This window comes from Halobacillus faecis, from assembly GCF_007991335.1.
GTDB lineage: Bacteria > Bacillota > Bacilli > Bacillales > Halobacillaceae > Halobacillus > Halobacillus faecis.
In genome coordinates, this window is sequence record NZ_BJYD01000026.1 from 164,849 (window position 1) to 181,011 (window position 16,163).

Sequence of the window (16,163 nt, forward strand, 5' to 3'; positions counted from 1 at the left end):
TTAAGGCTGGAGGAAGGTTTCTACTTCTTTGAGGGCTTGGGCGGCGTCTGGGCCGATGCAGGTGACTTCGATTTCGTCGCCTTCTTGTAGTCTCAAGTTGATCAGTCCCAGGAAGCTTTTCAAGTTAGCTTCGTGCACGCTTCCCTGGACAACTTTCTTCAATATAATTTCTGAATCATAACTCTGGATAATCTGGGACAGCTCCATAATTGTTTGGGTTTCTTTCATGTGGACTTTCACATCTTTAGATACTTTTTCGCTCATTACTTTATTCCTCCCTTATATGAATAGGTTCAATAGTATAGGAATGGTGACGATACTGAATAACGTCGTCACTAAGGTGATGCTTGAAACAAGGTCCGGCTTCGAATTGAACTGGACGGCATAAATCGTTGTCGTTGCCGCTGATGGCATCGCAGCGGAAACAATCAGCACGGCCGCCATCATGTCACTCATCGGCAATACTAATGTGAGAACGAAAGCAATCAGCGGTGAGCCGATCAAACGAAGCGTCGTTGCATAGGAGACTTTCGGCCATTCCAGGTTTCTCAAAGGAATCCCTGCGAGCTGCATGCCCAGTACGACCATCACCATCGGAACTGTTGCAGCTGCAAGCAGGTCGATGCTGTTCATCAGATTCTCAGGCACGGGTACTCCTCCAAGGTTCATCGGAAGTGCCACAAGTACTGCGTACGTCGGTGGCATTTTCAAAACAGAAAGCAGCGCCATTTTCAGGCCGGAGGTACCTTTAGCTGCATAATAAACCCCGAAAAAGTTCATGATGATCGCTTGAAGGACCATAAAGGAAACGGAGTACACAAATCCTTCTTCACCGAAAGCAAACAGAATGATCGGCACACCGTAGTTCCCGGAATTCATGAACGCCGTCGATAAAATCAACCCGCTCTCCATGCTCTGGTCGTAGTTCTTCACCTTACTGACAATCTTGTTGATTCCAAGAATGCTGAAAAGCAGCAGTCCCGAGAAGACGAGCATCATCAAATATTCTCCATTCAAATCCGCTTCGTAAAAGGTTTGGAAAACCAAGCAAGGGAGCATCACATACAGAGCGATCGTCGATACAGATTTCACATCTAATTTAGCGATTTTTTGGATCGTATAGCCAGCTCCAAAAATGAGAATGACCGGCAATACAACTTGGATGAACACACTCATAACAAAATTACCGTTCGGCTGCGTGCCGCCATCAAAGAGACAGCACCCGCACCGCCTTTCCTTTTAAACTGAGGGGGGCATTTTCTGTAAGCTTGAGCCTTCCCCGTAAAAAATAATGGCGGATGAGAAGGCGATTCATTTGTCTTTCTCCCCAACTCGCCAAAATCGCTCCTTCCAAACAACTACTCTAAAACCGAAAAACCCCTTGCCTAAAAGCAAGGGATCTCGGGTGACGTGCAAGGAGGGTCAGTCCTTTTTTCATCATTCAGCGAAGCTGATCAACCATAGGGATAATTCTGGAATAAACGTAATCATTAGTAACGAGAAGATCATCGCGAAAAAGTATGGGATGATCGCTCGTGACAACTGCTCGATCGAGAGTCCTGATATTCCGGAGCCGACGAACAAGTTTACGCCAAGTGGTGGTGTAATGAAACCAATCGCTAGGTTCACGACCATGATGATACCGAAGTGGATCGGGTCGTAACCAAGGTTTACGGCAATCGGAAGCAGGATTGGCGTCAAAATGATGATCGCTGCCAGTGTATCCATGAAACATCCGACAATAAGTAGAAGCAATGTGATCAATAGAATCAGAATGATCTCATTTTCTGAAATGGACAACATGAAGTTGGCCACTTGTGTTGGGATCTGCTCAATTGTAAGTAAACGACCGAAGGCTGTTGCGGATCCAACGATGATCAGGACAGTCGCTGTCGTCAAAGCAGAATCTGCGAAAATTTTCGGCATGTCTTTGATGCTGAGTTCCCTGTATAGGAACAAGCCGGCGATCATTCCGTACACAACGGCAATGACGGCCGCTTCTGTTGGTGTGAAAATTCCGCCGTAAATTCCACCCAGGATGATGACTGGAATGACAAGCGCCCATTTGGCTTCCCAGAATGTTTTTCCGATGGTTGCGAGGGACGTTTTTTCTGCCAGACCTTTATACCCTTGTTGTCTTGAATAAATGTACGCCCAAGCAAGTAGTGCTCCACCGACGATGAATCCTGGGATGATCCCTGCGATGAACATGTCACCGATAGAAGCTCCACCCACGACTCCGTAGATGACCATCGGAATACTTGGTGGGATGATGACACCAATAGAACCCGCTGCAGCTACAGTAGCCGTCGCGAACTTTTTGTCATACCCTTGTCTCACCATGGCTGGAATCATAATTCCACCGATGGCTGCAACCGTTGCTGGTCCCGAACCGGAAATCGCAGCAAAGAACATACATGTAACGATGGTAGCCATCGCAAATCCGCCCGTTTTGTTACCAACAAGAGCGTTTGCGAAGTTGAACAGTCTCTCGGATATGCCACCTTTCCCCATAATTTCACCGGCTAGGATGAAAAAGGGAACGGCCATCAATGGGAATGAGTCGACAGATGTGACGAGTTCCTTCATTAAAAACTGGACCGGAATGGCGCCAGTATAGAAGATTGTCGCAAGTGTCGATAATCCGAGAGCGATTCCAATCGGTACACTAAGCAATAGGAAGAGGGCGAATGTCCCGAATAATACGATTGTTGTCATGATTCATCCTCTCCTTCCTGCTGCTGCATACGATCACGTTCATCGTCGACATCGAGTTCTTTTTTACCCATCAACATCTTGAATTGAACAATCAAGTTTTGTATGAGACGGATCGTTGTCAAAGCAAATCCGACTGGTGTCGCCATGTAAACGAGTCCCATCGGTATATGTAAGGCCGGTGACTGCTGGCCGAACGATAGTAGCTGGGAAGCGATGCTGTATCCATTGACGACAACATACAAACTGAAAACTAAGAATAATAGATTCGCAATGATGGCGAGCATCAATTTTGCTTTTCCTTTAAGTAAAAGCAGCATGACGTCCACTTTGATGTGACGCTGCTTTTTCACTCCGTAACTGATTCCGATATACACTAACCAAATGAAGCAGTACCGTCCGAGTTCCTCTGACCAGGACAATGAATTCCCTGACACACGCATCGCGACTTGCAGGAAAATCACACTGACCATGATGGTCGAGAAAATGACGAGCAATACTTCTTCCAATCTGCGGTCGATCGCTCGAATGATGTTCATTTTCTTCACCTCAACTGACCCTGAATGGCGAAGAATACGCTGCAGTCTCGCTACAGCGTACCTTCAGTCATTCTATTATTTTTGCGCGTCTTCAATCGCTTGATAAACTTTGTCTACGGTTTCTTCACCGATCTTGCTCTTGTAATCTTCGATGACAGGAGCTACCGCATCGACCATTTCCTGGCGAGCTTCATCAGAGATTTCTGTGTACTCCATGCCTTCTTCTTGAAGCTGTTTCAAATACTTTTCGTTCGCTTCACGGTTCAACTTACGTTCATGCTTACCTGCTTCAACTGCTGCATCTTTCACAATCTTCTGCTGATCTTCAGTCAATCCATCATAGAAAGATTTGCTCATCAAGAATACGAATGGGCTGTAGATGTGGTGCGTGTTCGAAACGTGATCTTGAACTTCATAGAACTTTTGAAGATAGATCGTTGCATAAGGGTTTTCCTGACCGTCAACTGTACCTTGTTGCATCGCTGTGAACAATTCTGTAAATGCCATTGGTGTAGGGTTCGCTCCTAGTGCTTTGAAGGCATCCAGGTGCAGGTCGTTTTCCATTGTACGGATTTTCAGACCATCGAAGTCGTCAATGGACGCAACCGCACGCTCACTGTTCGTAAGGTCACGGAAACCATTTTCCCAATACGATAGACCGACAAGGTTCTGTTCTTCTAGTTTTCCAAGCAATTCTTGTCCAACTTCACCATCTAATACTTCGTCCGCTACTTGTTCGTTAGGGAAAAGGAACGGAATGTCGAAGACGCTGAATTCTGGTACGAAGTTCGCTAGTGGTGCTGTGGAAGGAATAACTACTTCCTGTGTACCAAGCTGAAGCGCTTCCGTCATGGAACGGTCGTCACCAAGCTGACCACTGTGATAGGTATCCACTTTAATCGCGCCGTCTGTTTTCTCTTCAACGATTTCTTTAAACTTCAATAGACCTTTGTACTGAGGGTGATCACTGTTCAGACCGATTCCGGCTTTAATCGTTTTTGCTTCGCCACTATCACCTGAAGCGCTTTCACCTTCGCCACTGCTAGACTCTGCACCGCTATTGCCACAAGCGGCTAGGACCGTAATCAATAGAACCATAGACAATAAACCAAATAATTTCTTCATGTTCAACCTCTCTCCTTGTATGTAAAATTTTTTCACAAAGCTTACGTGCTACACCTGAATCAGTAACCGCTTTCAATAAACAGCCAGCAAAACAGGAATCGATTCCATAGAAAATAGTTTTTCTTTGTCCTTCCTCTAACCCCCCTATATTAGAAGCGCTTTCAAAGAAATTCTAAAAAAAGGGAACAGAGGAAAACTCTGAAATTTATTTTCTGTAATTCCGATTATACAATAAATCTTTTTTAGTTCAATAGTTTTTTAGAAAAAAATTTCACCCACCCAAACTTTCTTTTGAAATAAATTTCATATACAATAAAAGAAAGTTGAGATTCGAAGGAGGAATCCCTATGATTGAGGCTCCCACGAAACACGTCATCAGCAGAATTCGTTCTTCTTATTCACAATTCAGTGAAAAGGAAAAGCTGATCGCTGATTACATTTTGGAAAATACAGAAGAAATCGTTCACTCTACCATTAACCAGGTCGCGGATAATCTTATGGTCGCTGATGCAACCGTTTTCAGATTTTGTAAGCGCTTAGGTTTTAAAGGGTACCAGGCGATGAAAATTGCTTTAGCATCAGAAATCGTCAATCCAATTCAGGATATCCATGAAAAAATATCGGAAGAAGACACCGATTTCGAAATTACGGAAAAAGTATTTCAGGCAAATATCCGGGCCCTTGAGACGTCCCGGGATGTGCAAAACCCACTTTCCTTAAAAAAAGCAATGGAGTATTTGATTGAAGCTGATCGGGTGTTCTTTTTCGGAAGTGGTGGGTCGAACATCCTCGCTATGGATGCTCAGCACAAGTTTATGCGAACAGGAATGGAAGCGTATGCATACCCAGACACGCACGTGCAGCTGATGTCTGCCTCTCAAATGAGAGAAACGGATGTGGCGGTCGTCATTTCCCATACCGGATCAAACCAGGATATCTTAGATATTGTGGATGTCGCAAAAGAAAACAAAGTGAAGATTATCGCCATTACGAACTTCGCAAAATCTCCACTGACAAAAGTGGTCGATCTGTCTTTATACACGGTCGCAGAGGAAACTGAATTCCGTTCAGAAGCCCTCGCTTCAAGGATCGCCGGCCTCTCGCTGATCGACTCCCTTTTTGTCAATTATAGTGTGAAAAACAAGGAACAAGCGCAGACCGCTACGCAGCGCATGCGTGATGCCATTTCAAGGAAGCGTGTGTAGAAAGGAAGTTTGACATGAGTTATGTGATTGGATTAGATCTTGGAACGACGAGTGCCAAATCCGTCGTCTTTCATAAGAATGGAGAAGTTGCTGCGGAGTACGAAGTGGCCTATCCTCTCTCCCACCCTGTCGTTGGCCACGCCGAACAGGATCCGCTTCAAATGGAAGAAGCCGCACTTGAAGCGTTGAATTTAAGTACTCGATCCATCGAGCGGAAGGACATTGTCGGCGTCGGGATCTCTGCCGCTATGCATTCTCTCATTTGTATGGATGAAAAAGGCGCGCCTTTTTCCCCGTCGATGATTTGGGCGGATGCGCGGAGTGCTGGTGAAGCGTCCACATTGAAGGAAGGCCATCCTGATGTGTATATGCGCACAGGAACTCCCCTTCATCCGATGTCTCCGTTCTCGAAACTGTTATGGATGAAAAACAACGACTACGAACCATGGCACAAGGCGGACTATTTTGTTTCAGTGAAAGAATTTTTGCTGTATCGCTGGTTCGGGGAAAAAGTGGTCGATTATTCGATTGCTGCCGCCACCGGTCTTTTCAACATCCACGAACACACCTGGGATGAAGAAACGCTAGCCCTTGCAGGAATTGGTCGTGAACAACTTTTCCAACCGGTTGAGCCTACGTACGCCATGAAAGGCATGAGTGCAGAGGCCGCTGAAAAGTCCGGTCTCGATGCGGAAACGGCCTTTGTCATCGGGGGTAGTGACGGACCGCTTGCGAACCTTGGCATTGGTGCGATTCAACCTGGTGAGACTGCGATTACCATTGGTACGAGTGGAGCGATCCGGCAATTTTCCAGTGAACCGCTGCTTGATGACCAGCAGGAAGTGTTCTCTTACAGCTTTACCGATGATTTGTGGATTACTGGCGGACCGTCCAATAACGGTGGTCTAGTGCTGAAATGGATCCAGCAGCTATTTTCAAATGAGGATGAAATTCCAGTTGAAGAGCTGACGAAGCTTGCGAGCGAAGTGGAAGCTGGTGCAGGGAATTTGATTTTCCTTCCCTATTTGAACGGGGAGCGTGCGCCGTTCTGGAACGCGGAAGCGAAGGGATCGTTCATCGGACTGACTCCAGTTCACGGCAAGGGACATATGACAAGAGCGGCAATGGAAGGCGTGCTGTTTTCCATTTTACATATCGGAAGTGCCCTGGAGCGTCTCGGTAATAAGCATGACAAAATTTATGCGAGCGGCGGATTTGCACGTTCAGAGACGTGGGTTCAGATGCTTGCAGACATTTTCAACAAGCGCATTGATATTCCGGTAAGCCATCAGAGTTCCGCCTGGGGCGCGGCCTGGGTTGCGTTGTACAGTCTCGGTCATGTCGACAGTTTGGCCTCCATTAAATCTTCCATTCCAATGAAGGAACATTATGAACCAAACGCTGAAAATCATGTGAAATACAAAGCCCTCTTTGACGTGTACGAGTCCGTCTCAGGCAAACTGCAAACCGACTTCGAAAAACTGCATCGTATGTAATGTGTAAATAAATGGTGTACCAGGTCATCCAAATATTGGATGACCTGGTACACCTATTTTTTCCATTTTTTATTTGACGTTTTCTTTGAGCCAGTATTCTCCGTCTTTGTATTCGATTTGTTCCGGGTAGCGAAGGTCTGTGACTTCGTCCTGGGTTTGTTTGGATGGTGGTGCGGTCATGAGAGAGACAACGACGTTCGCTATGATAGCGGCTGTTGCTCCGAAGACTCCAGCACCGGTATCGATGATTCCAAGGATAGTGAATCCGCCGTATTTTGCTGCGAAAATGTATCCAAGTGTCACGGAAAGTCCGACAACCAAACCGGCAATAACCCCCGGTCCATTGGCTCGCTTCCACCATACCCCAAGAAGGAGCGCCGGGAAGAACGATCCGGATGCTAAGGCGAAAGCCCATGCGACGATCTGTGTAATCGCACCTGGCGGGTTCAATGCAATCAAACCTGCGGCTACGGTAGCAAGGACGATCGACCAGCGTCCGACAGCGAGACGTTTCTTCTCACTCGCATTCGGATTGATGGAACGGTAATAAATGTCGTGGGACAAGGCTGCGGAAATCGCAATCATCAAACCACCGGCTGTCGATAAGGCAGCGGCCATCGCACCGGCAGCCATCAAACCGATGACGAAGATGCCAAGGTTTGCAATCTCAGGTGTCGCCATAACGACGATGTCATTACTAATGACAAGTTCCGACCACTGAAGTACGCCGTCACTATTATTGTCGGCAAGGGAAAGCCGGCCGGTATCCACCCACGCTTGTGTCCATGCGGGCAGGTTGTTTAATTGGGAACCTGCTACTTCTGTCATCAAGATGAAACGGGAGAAAGCGGCGTAAGCTGGAGCAGATAAATAGAGTAATCCGATGAATAATAGAGCCCAGGCTCCACTCCAGCGGGCAGCTTTCATTGTCGCTACGGTATAGAAGCGGACGATGACGTGTGGCAGACCGGCTGTTCCCGCCGTCAGTGTGAACATCAGAGCGATGAACTGCCATTTCGACCCTTCCGTAAATGGAACGATGTATTCAGAAATGCCCAACTCCTGATCGATCGTACGCATCTCTGAAACGACGTCTCCGTAAGAAATCCAAGGAACAGGATTCTGCGTCAGCTGCAGCGACATGAAGATGACCGGAATCAAATACGCGATGATCAAGACCAAGTATTGGGCGACCTGTGTCCAGGTGATCCCCTTCATTCCTCCCATCGCTGAGTAAAAGGCGATCAACACAACGCCGATTAACGTTCCGATCACGGTGTCCACTTCAAACAGACGTCCGATAACCACGCCCGATCCGGACAGTTGTCCTACCGAGTAGGTGAAACTGATGATGATTGTTGCTACAGCGGCAATCAATCGTGCGGTGTTGCTGCGGTAACGGTCACCAATGAATTCCGGCACCGTGTACCGTCCATATTTTCTTAACTGTGGAGCTAAAAGGAACGTAAGCAGCAAATACCCGCCTGTCCATCCCATAATGTATGCGAGTCCATCGTATCCAAGAATCATGACCGTACCGGCGAGGCCGATGAATGAAGCTGCACTCATCCAATCCGCTCCAATGGCCATCCCATTGTAAACGGGCGGCACCCCGCGGCCGGCAACGTAGAAATCTGATGTAGCCCTTGCTTTATTGTAGACAGCGATACCTATGTACAATGCAAAAGTAGCAACAATTAAAGCAAGGGAGACTATAAACTGTGCGTCCATATTTCTCCCCCTATCTTATTGGTTAACCGCTTGATTTTGATTGGAATCTTCTTTTGGTATTAAACCGAATTTTTTATCGACGACATCACTGATGAGGGCATTGAAGAAAAGAAGTGCGATAAACGTAATGATCGCGCCCTGTGCTCCCATGTAATAAGGAAGGGGGATGCCCATCACTGTAAAGGACTGAAGACTTTCGGCGAAAAGAACCACACCGAAAGAAACGATTGCCCCAATGGCAAGGTAGATGATAATCAAAGTCGTCCGTAGACGGAAATAGGCTTTCGCCTTCTGTGGATCCATCTTCTTCATATTCATAAACGTTCACCTCCCTTCGCATTATCCTCTTAAGTTAAAAATGAACTGCACGGTTTCCCAGAAAGGCATCGGTACCATCATGATTTTGACAAGAGCGACACCTAAGAGCGCAATGAACGGAACCGCCAGTAAAAACGGCTTCTTTTTTTTCAGTGCGAAAACGACAGAAAGTACGGTGATGACGGAAAGAATAATAGGAATCAGCAACGACTCTACCCTCCTTTTTGTAAGCGTTAACATAAGTGCGTAAAAATTTTTTAGAATATTTAGATTAAATTGAATATTACAACTTGTATTATTCTAAAATTCTCATAAATTGTCAACAGGTAAGATATGATTAGACAATCTTCGAGGATTTGTATGGTGTTTCCTTGCGTTCGGTCGATTTCCATCCACTTCTCAGCGATGTTATTAAAAAACCAGCACCCTAAGAAGGATGCTGATTTCCAAACAACTTCCGCCATGTGCGGGGCCCGACGACACCGTCAATTTCAAGACGATGCTGTTGCTGGAATGCGCAAACGGCCTCTTCTGTTAATGGACCAAAATGACCGTCATCCGTTGTTCCTACCGCCCCTTGGATTCGTTTGACCACTGATCCTTTCGCGCCGAAGTGAACGGGTGATCCGGGATAGGTGCGCGCGTGGAGCCTGTTTGTCGTTATCGGGCCTGCGCTGCCGTCCACTTCCAGTCCTTCCTGATGTTGAAAAGCGATGACCGCTTGTTTTGTTCGCGGCCCATAAATGCCATCAATCGGTCCTGGATTGTAGCCTAATTTCTGCAGCTTTCTTTGAAGGTCACGGACATCCTGGGATTTTTCCGTCCATTCGAGATGGGCATAATCTTTGAAGCTGGACCAGTCTCCGCCCCACTGAAAACCGAGTGACTTAGCGATACCCGCTACGTGGCGCCAATCCTTATTCACGGTCCAGAGCGCTTTTTTTCCATCTGAGCTGAGAAGGAAAAAGTCGACCGCTCTCCCGCTGTGATGATTGCTTTTCCCTGGTTTGGCGTAGGTGACGATGTTCCCGCTGTGTCCGTACCTTTTACCATTCCAGTAATAATCCGGGCGGCCTTGTCCATACAAGTGGGCCTGCTCCTCATACGTTCGGTAGCCGGAGGAAATTTGGACAAATATCCCTTCCGTATAGGCTTGGTCGATCATTTCCTCGACCTTTTCTTTCACAATCGGCTGGACGCTTCCCATTTTATTCAGACTTCGTTGTTTTAACGTTTCTACAGCGATCATTAAACATCCCTCCCTGCTTCTATAATCGAAGCGGAGAGGGATTTGGTGTCAGGAAGCTTTCAAGTTTTTCAACACATTGAATACAAAGAAAAAAATGCCGAGGGATGTCACCGTGGCACCGGTGGCCACTAGTGGCAGCAGGGCTTCATTTTTAAAAGCGATGACAAAAAACAGGCCGAGCATCATGATCGGAAGACCGACGTTATGAAGCCAGAAATGAATTTTTCCAGATAACGATTCCGCAAGTGCAGGAAAAAGGTGATATAAAATACCAGCTAGGGTGAGGGCGGTCCATCCGAGTAAATTGATATGGACGTGCACCGGTGTCAGCGCATAGTCATGCGCACTCGACATGTAGTAACCGACAGCGATTCCAATAGCAAAATAGACGGCTGAAATTTTGATCAACGTAATGCCCATAAAGTCCAACCTCCTTTTTTCCCATATATACGCTGGCTGTCTCTCAAACAGAATCATGGAATTCCGTCGGTAAGCATCGTAAAATGGAGGAGAATCTAATGAAGAGGTGAACGTCAATGAAAATAGAAATTTGGTCAGATTTCGTCTGTCCTTTTTGTTATATCGGAAAGCGCAGACTAGAAGAAGCACTGGAACATTTCCCTGGCAAACAGGTGGATGTCGTGTATAAAAGTTTTGAACTGGATCCGAATGCAGAGCGGAACACGGGGAGAAATATGCATGAGAAGCTTGCCGCTAAATACGGCCGGTCTCTGGAAGAGGCGCGTGAGATGACACAGAACATGACCGAGCAGGCGAAAATGGTCGGTCTCGATTTCCGTTTTGACTCAGTCGTGCCGACAAACACGTTCGATGCCCATCGCGTATCTCAACTCGCCAATGAAAAAGGATTAGGCAATGCCTTTGCTGAGCGCTTTTTCAAGGCGGTTCTGACAGACGGTAAAGATGTCGGGGATCATGAAACGATCACAGCACTTGCTGTCGAAGTCGGACTTGATCGTGATGCGGTGGTCTCTGTTCTTGAGGGATCTGCTTATACGGAAGCGGTTCGCCGCGAAGAAGCAGAAGCACAGCAGATTGGTGTACAAGGCGTACCGTTTTTCGTCATCAACCGGAAGTATGCCGTTTCCGGCGCTCAGCCGACGGAAGTATTCGTTCAGGGGCTTGAAAAAGCTTTTGCTGAAGAAGAAAAGACGCCTGCATTCGAGGATTTATCCAGTGAGAGCGGCGCGGCTTGTACAGAAGATGGTTGTGAAGTACCTGGGGAAGAAAATAAATAGAAGAAAAGCCGCGGGATTGTCTCCCGCGGCTTTTTTGTGATTTTATAAGGCGTTAGAGCACTATCTTTTTATATGATTCCCTGAAATTTCAATATCGCTTCTGCAATAAGTGCAGAGCCTAAGAACGTGCCTAGCATGACACAAACGGCAACCACGATGCTTCGCCAGCCAAGTTTGACAAAGTCTGTCCAGGAGCGGCCGATGGCGATTCCTGCATAAGCAAGGATCGGTGTCGTCAATGCAAGCAGCTCCACCTCACTTGTTGCGGTTACGATGTAGTCGGATCCCGGCATCCACGGCATCGAAAGGAGGACGCCAACGAGCGCAACATAAGCGATACTTGGCAGCGAACCTGGAAGCACGTCACCTAAAATTAACCCGGCGAGGCAGATGCCGATGAGAATCAGCATCCCCGGGATCGCAGCTGTTGGAAGAATTTCATAGCCAACCCAGTTTCCAATTAGTGCAACAACCCCGAAAATCCCCAGCATCAGTACCCATTCTTGTACATTTTTCAGCATCGTTTATGCCCCTTTCCTTACGCTTCTGCTGTGTTTCTTTTTTGTCATGAGTTGATACAAACGTTCTGTAAGCGGCAGTCCGATGAAGATGCTCATATACAGCCCTGTCGATAAGGATAAAAGGTTACTGGCCCCTGCAAAGGCGAGGATATCATTTTCCATCGCTGGAAAGGCCGCAACGAGCGAGCCACTGGCGGCAGCCATCATACTTCCACTCCCTATTCCAGAAGCCATGGCGAAAGACAACGGATGGAGCGGTGTCCAGGTGGCTAGAAAACCTGAGATCAACCCCATAAATACAGCTCCGAACACGGTACCGAATATGTAAATCGCCATGACTCCGCGCCCTTCAGGAGAGTTGAAACCATACTTGTCCATAATTAATCCTACGTTCGGTTCGCGTGCGACGGAGTGGGCCATCCCGATGCTTTCACGTTTCAACCCAAGCCAGACGGCTACAGGCAAGGCGATTAGAATCGTCCCGAGGTTCCCGAATTCCTGTAAAAGTAAAGCTGGTCCCGCTTCAATGATCTGCGGAAGTGAAGGACCGATAATGACACCGATTTTCGCAATGAGAACCGTGACGCCAAGCACGATGAGCGGTTCCGCATTTTTCGACTGTTTCTCTTTGATCACTGGTGTGAAGAATAAAACAAGACCAATAATGATGGCATAAAGCATCGGTAATAAAAGTACCACACCAGGACCGACATTGAAGGAGTGTGTGCCGATGATTTCCGTAACGAGAACGATCGCAAGCACCACCGCATGCAGCCTCCAATCTTTCCAAATGTTCGTCAGTTGTTGTTTCATTGGTGATCCCCCCTAAAAAATAAATAATACTAATCATTATAATGTTCAGAAAATTTATTTCAAGGTCAATTTTTGACAAAAACAGAGCTCCGCGTTTCACCCCTCTGGAACTGATTGAATAGCCTATGTAAAAAAGAGGAGGCATTTTTATGGAATTGACAATGTCTCATTGGATTTACGGGCTGTTCACCCTTCTCATCATCTTGACGATGATTTTTCGTAAAGGGGTGGTGCTCCCCACTTTACTTGGTACTTTTTTAGTCGCCTGGATGTTTAATGGGAGTTTGATCAGCGGGTTTGTCGGTGTTTTCAATGCCAACCTAGTGGCCGCCAAGGAACTGTTCAATATCTTTTTGATTATCACTTTTATGGTCGCCTTGTTGCGTTCTTTGAAAGATCTCGGGGCGGATACCCGCATGATTCAGCCGATTCAAAAAGTGATGGTCAACAGTCATGTATCGTTTTTCATTCTTGTTGCCGTCACCTATGTCATCTCTCTTTTCTTCTGGCCGACTCCTGCCGTTCCGCTCATTTGCGCCCTCCTTGTTCCTGCCGCAATCCGTACGGGACTACCTGCGATGGTGGCGGCCATGGCTGTGGCCCTTGCCGGACAGGGAATGGCGTTGTCTTCGGATTACATCATCCAGGTAGCCCCTGAGCTATCGGCAAAATCGGCAGGGATCGATACAGCAAGCGTCATGGATCAGGCACTGCTTTTATCAGTCGTGACAGGTGTCGTTGCCATTGGTCTCGCTTATCTTTTAAACAGGAAAAGCTTCCGTTCCAAAGATGACCCTCAAAACCAACAGGAAATCGTTCAAATGCAGGGACTGAAAGAAACAGGGGAAGCGAAAAGCTCACGCGTTCATGCCTGGAGCAAAATATTCGCCGTCCTCGTCCCACTATCCATGCTTGCTGTAATGATCTATATGGTCTCTACCAAGCTCAGTTCAGGAGGGATGGGCGGATTTGAAGGAGGAGACGGAGCGGCTTTTATCGGAGGCGTCGCTGTGGTTTTATTGTTGCTTTCCAGCTTGGCTTTCGGAATGCAGAAAGCGCTTGATGATGTGAGCACACACATTACGGAAGGTTTCGTATTCGCCTTTAAAGCGATGGGGCCTGTGATTCCGATCGCTGGTTTCTTTTTTCTTGGCAGTGGGGATTTCGCCAAAGATATTCTTGTCCTGCCAGCTGAAGCGACCCCTTCCTTCCTCTTTGATCTCGTCCAATCAAGTCAGGATTACTTGCCGCAAAGTGCTTTTTTGACCGCTTTTAGTATTTTGATTATCGGAATTATTACAGGATTAGACGGCTCCGGTTTCTCAGGACTTCCGCTTACCGGTGCTTTGTCTGCCTCGCTCGCTAACGGAACAATCGACGCTTCCACCCTTGCTGCCATCGGACAGATGGGGTCCATCTGGACAGGAGGCGGGACCATCATCGCCTGGTCCTCCTTGATTGCGATCGCCGGATTTTGCGGCGTACCCGTCATGGATCTCGTCCGGAAAAACTTCATCCCCGTCATCCTCGGATTAATCGTCTCCACCCTCGTTGCCTTGCTGCTGTTTTAACTTCCTTTTTATGGTGTACCAGGTCATCCAGAATCTGGATGACCTGGTACACCATTTTTTGTAAACCTAACTTTTTCCTTATATTGAATTTTTGTTTAGGTTTCTTTAGACACACGAAAGAATAATAATGCAGGATAAATATCCCATAGAACACCTGTCCTTATGATTCATTTTTCTGAATATTAGTGAAACCGATTTCCTTACATGTTATATTTTGGTAAGTCTTTTCATTAGAGGGGGAAATTTGATGAATAAAAAACACATCGTTCTCAGTTCGGCTATGGCTGGACTTCTAGTATTTTCTGCTACACCAACTACATTTGCCCACGACATGTTTGATGATGCCTTTGTGGAAAAAGGACAGGAAGGATCTCAAGCACTTAATGAGGTTCCTGTTTTGGAAGGATCTAAAAATGTGGGAAACTGGAAGGAAGTCGGTTCCGCGCAGTTAAAACAATACGATGGGGTCCAGAATAACACCGCTGATGTTTACGCCTATGACGGTTATGCTTATGTAGGTACACATACAAGGAACGGCGGTGAAGGCGGGGTCCGTATCTTTGATTTGAAAGATCCATCCAACCCTGTGGAAATCGCCAAGTTTGCTGATGACATTCCTGGCACATGGCAGGAAAAAGTCATTGTGAAAAAAGTGAACACTGAAGAGTTCAAAGGCGATCTTGCTGTGGTTAGTGTCCAACAACTTGATCGTACAGCTCCTGAATCCAAAGGTGGCTTTCTTTTGTATGACGTATCCAATCCTGAGTCACCTAAAAAACTAGGTTTTTGGGAAATGGACAAGCGCGTTCCGGGCACCCATGAACTTTACCTTACAGTAAAAGAAGGAAAGCCTTTCGTCTTAGCGGCAAACCCTTATGCGGACTTGTTAACCCACGGAGAAGAGAAGGATTTCGCATTAGTTGATGTTAGTGACCCTTCTGCTCCGGAAACGATTTATGAATTCGACCCGCGCACCTTACCTGATGTAGACGAAGACTTCGATGGATACAACTGGCATGCTCCTGATGGAAAGACACGTCCTGTCTTTAACCACAGTACGATGACGGACAACAACGGAGATACTGCTCTTCTATCCTTCTGGGATCTCGGTACGATCATTCTCGATATCTCTGATCCTTACAATGTGAAATTCGAAGGTCGGACAGACTATGCGCCTGATGTCCAGGGCTCCGCACACTCCGCTGCCCTTGCCAAAGGCGGCAATGTCCTGATTGAGACTCGCGAAGTTTATAATCCTACGAAGGCTGGCTATGAAGAGTCCTACGGCTATACTAGAATTTTTGATATTAAAGATAAGCAGAATCCGAAGCTTCTGAGCACATTCAAAACAGAGCTCGTCGATGACGTGGAAGATGGCGTCACTTTCGCTAATACCGTCCACGATCCAAAAGTTCACGGCAACACCTTGTATCTTTCCCACTACGCAGGAGGAATCCGTGCGGTGGACATCACCGACCCTAGCAACCCAGAGCAGGTAGGTGTCTATAATCCAGCAGGCGGTTATTTCTGGGGAACGTTCGTTGATCAGAACTACGTGCTTGGATCTGATATGAACCAAGGTTTGAAAGTGCTGCAAAAGAATAATAGCGACCAGTAAAGA

The 16,163-nt window shown here is 46.9% G+C and carries 17 protein-coding genes; 5 read left to right on the top strand and 12 right to left on the bottom strand.

Features of this window, described 5'->3' with window-relative positions:
* The 5 genes from HFA01_RS14420 to HFA01_RS14440 form a co-directional block, all read right to left on the bottom strand.
* Complete coding sequence (locus HFA01_RS14420; protein WP_146817452.1) at positions 1-264, bottom strand: HPr family phosphocarrier protein; 264 nt, start codon at positions 262-264, stop codon at positions 1-3.
* A gap of 15 nt (positions 265-279) precedes the next feature.
* Positions 280-1,176: an AEC family transporter gene (locus tag HFA01_RS14425; RefSeq protein WP_146817454.1), complete on the bottom strand. Its 897-nt coding sequence runs from the start codon at positions 1,174-1,176 to the stop codon at positions 280-282.
* A gap of 261 nt (positions 1,177-1,437) precedes the next feature.
* Entirely contained in the window at positions 1,438-2,718 is a 1,281-nt protein-coding gene (locus tag HFA01_RS14430; protein WP_146817456.1) for a TRAP transporter large permease, read from the bottom strand.
* Positions 2,715-3,254, bottom strand: coding sequence for a TRAP transporter small permease (locus tag HFA01_RS14435; RefSeq protein WP_146817458.1), 540 nt, complete (start codon positions 3,252-3,254; stop codon positions 2,715-2,717). Before HFA01_RS14435 ends, HFA01_RS14430 begins: the two co-directional genes overlap by 4 nt.
* A gap of 75 nt (positions 3,255-3,329) precedes the next feature.
* A complete protein-coding gene (locus tag HFA01_RS14440; RefSeq protein ID WP_146817460.1) occupies positions 3,330-4,379 on the bottom strand; it encodes a TRAP transporter substrate-binding protein in 1,050 nt (349 codons plus the stop codon).
* 347 nt (positions 4,380-4,726) lie between these two features.
* Here HFA01_RS14440 and HFA01_RS14445 point away from each other — a divergent pair, with 347 nt between their 5' ends.
* Both HFA01_RS14445 and HFA01_RS14450 read left to right on the top strand, forming a co-directional pair.
* Positions 4,727-5,584, top strand: coding sequence for a MurR/RpiR family transcriptional regulator (locus HFA01_RS14445; protein WP_146817462.1), 858 nt, complete (start codon positions 4,727-4,729; stop codon positions 5,582-5,584).
* A 14-nt stretch (positions 5,585-5,598) separates the two neighbouring features.
* A complete protein-coding gene (locus HFA01_RS14450; protein WP_146817464.1) occupies positions 5,599-7,080 on the top strand; it encodes a gluconokinase in 1,482 nt (493 codons plus the stop codon).
* A 69-nt stretch (positions 7,081-7,149) separates the two neighbouring features.
* Here the strand turns inward: HFA01_RS14450 and HFA01_RS14455 are convergent, their stop codons facing one another.
* The 5 genes from HFA01_RS14455 to HFA01_RS14475 all read right to left on the bottom strand — a co-directional run bounded on the left by HFA01_RS14455 (position 7,150) and on the right by HFA01_RS14475 (position 10,798).
* Positions 7,150-8,811, bottom strand: coding sequence for a sodium:solute symporter family protein (locus HFA01_RS14455; protein ID WP_146817466.1), 1,662 nt, complete (start codon positions 8,809-8,811; stop codon positions 7,150-7,152).
* A gap of 15 nt (positions 8,812-8,826) precedes the next feature.
* A complete protein-coding gene (locus HFA01_RS14460) occupies positions 8,827-9,123 on the bottom strand; it encodes a DUF4212 domain-containing protein (protein ID WP_146817711.1) in 297 nt (98 codons plus the stop codon).
* Between the two features lie 27 nt (positions 9,124-9,150).
* Positions 9,151-9,336: a hypothetical protein gene (locus HFA01_RS14465; RefSeq protein WP_146817468.1), complete on the bottom strand. Its 186-nt coding sequence runs from the start codon at positions 9,334-9,336 to the stop codon at positions 9,151-9,153.
* Positions 9,337-9,556: 220 nt separating this feature from the next.
* Positions 9,557-10,378 (bottom strand): peptidoglycan-binding protein, encoded by an 822-nt coding sequence (locus HFA01_RS14470; RefSeq protein WP_146817470.1) that lies wholly within the window; start codon positions 10,376-10,378, stop codon positions 9,557-9,559.
* A gap of 48 nt (positions 10,379-10,426) precedes the next feature.
* Positions 10,427-10,798, bottom strand: a complete 372-nt coding sequence (locus HFA01_RS14475) for a cbb3-type cytochrome c oxidase subunit I (RefSeq protein WP_146817472.1) — start codon at positions 10,796-10,798, stop codon at positions 10,427-10,429.
* A 116-nt stretch (positions 10,799-10,914) separates the two neighbouring features.
* On the opposite strand from HFA01_RS14475, the gene HFA01_RS14480 reads away from it, so the two are divergent.
* On the top strand, positions 10,915-11,637 hold the full coding sequence (locus HFA01_RS14480; protein ID WP_146817474.1) for a DsbA family oxidoreductase: 723 nt from the start codon (positions 10,915-10,917) through the stop codon (positions 11,635-11,637).
* A gap of 68 nt (positions 11,638-11,705) precedes the next feature.
* Here HFA01_RS14480 and HFA01_RS14485 read toward each other — a convergent pair whose 3' ends face one another.
* The gene (locus tag HFA01_RS14485; protein ID WP_146817476.1) at positions 11,706-12,158 is read right to left on the bottom strand and encodes a LysO family transporter; all 453 of its coding nucleotides are present in this window, start codon (positions 12,156-12,158) and stop codon (positions 11,706-11,708) included.
* A gap of 3 nt (positions 12,159-12,161) precedes the next feature.
* A complete protein-coding gene (locus HFA01_RS14490; protein WP_146817477.1) occupies positions 12,162-12,971 on the bottom strand; it encodes a DUF3100 domain-containing protein in 810 nt (269 codons plus the stop codon).
* Positions 12,972-13,120: 149 nt separating this feature from the next.
* Here HFA01_RS14490 and HFA01_RS14495 point away from each other — a divergent pair, with 149 nt between their 5' ends.
* Entirely contained in the window at positions 13,121-14,542 is a 1,422-nt protein-coding gene (locus HFA01_RS14495; protein WP_146817479.1) for a hypothetical protein, read from the top strand.
* Positions 14,543-14,789: 247 nt separating this feature from the next.
* Positions 14,790-16,160, top strand: coding sequence for an LVIVD repeat-containing protein (locus HFA01_RS14500; protein ID WP_146817481.1), 1,371 nt, complete (start codon positions 14,790-14,792; stop codon positions 16,158-16,160).
* The last annotated feature ends 3 nt before the right edge of the window (positions 16,161-16,163 follow it).

Bases quoted from the DNA above. Each gene is read 5' to 3' on its own strand.
- HFA01_RS14420 (WP_146817452.1), bottom strand. From the start codon at position 264: ATGAGCGAAAAAGTATCTAAAGATGTGAAAGTCCACATGAAAGAAACC.
- HFA01_RS14425 (WP_146817454.1), bottom strand. From the start codon at position 1,176: ATGAGTGTGTTCATCCAAGTTGTATTGCCGGTCATTCTCATTTTTGGA.
- HFA01_RS14430 (WP_146817456.1), bottom strand. From the start codon at position 2,718: ATGACAACAATCGTATTATTCGGGACATTCGCCCTCTTCCTATTGCTT.
- HFA01_RS14435 (WP_146817458.1), bottom strand. From the start codon at position 3,254: ATGAACATCATTCGAGCGATCGACCGCAGATTGGAAGAAGTATTGCTC.
- HFA01_RS14440 (WP_146817460.1), bottom strand. From the start codon at position 4,379: ATGAAGAAATTATTTGGTTTATTGTCTATGGTTCTATTGATTACGGTC.
- HFA01_RS14445 (WP_146817462.1), top strand. From the start codon at position 4,727: ATGATTGAGGCTCCCACGAAACACGTCATCAGCAGAATTCGTTCTTCT.
- HFA01_RS14450 (WP_146817464.1), top strand. From the start codon at position 5,599: ATGAGTTATGTGATTGGATTAGATCTTGGAACGACGAGTGCCAAATCC.
- HFA01_RS14455 (WP_146817466.1), bottom strand. From the start codon at position 8,811: ATGGACGCACAGTTTATAGTCTCCCTTGCTTTAATTGTTGCTACTTTT.
- HFA01_RS14460 (WP_146817711.1), bottom strand. From the start codon at position 9,123: ATGAAGAAGATGGATCCACAGAAGGCGAAAGCCTATTTCCGTCTACGG.
- HFA01_RS14470 (WP_146817470.1), bottom strand. From the start codon at position 10,378: ATGATCGCTGTAGAAACGTTAAAACAACGAAGTCTGAATAAAATGGGA.
- HFA01_RS14475 (WP_146817472.1), bottom strand. From the start codon at position 10,798: ATGGGCATTACGTTGATCAAAATTTCAGCCGTCTATTTTGCTATTGGA.
- HFA01_RS14480 (WP_146817474.1), top strand. From the start codon at position 10,915: ATGAAAATAGAAATTTGGTCAGATTTCGTCTGTCCTTTTTGTTATATC.
- HFA01_RS14485 (WP_146817476.1), bottom strand. From the start codon at position 12,158: ATGCTGAAAAATGTACAAGAATGGGTACTGATGCTGGGGATTTTCGGG.
- HFA01_RS14490 (WP_146817477.1), bottom strand. From the start codon at position 12,971: ATGAAACAACAACTGACGAACATTTGGAAAGATTGGAGGCTGCATGCG.
- HFA01_RS14495 (WP_146817479.1), top strand. From the start codon at position 13,121: ATGGAATTGACAATGTCTCATTGGATTTACGGGCTGTTCACCCTTCTC.
- HFA01_RS14500 (WP_146817481.1), top strand. From the start codon at position 14,790: ATGAATAAAAAACACATCGTTCTCAGTTCGGCTATGGCTGGACTTCTA.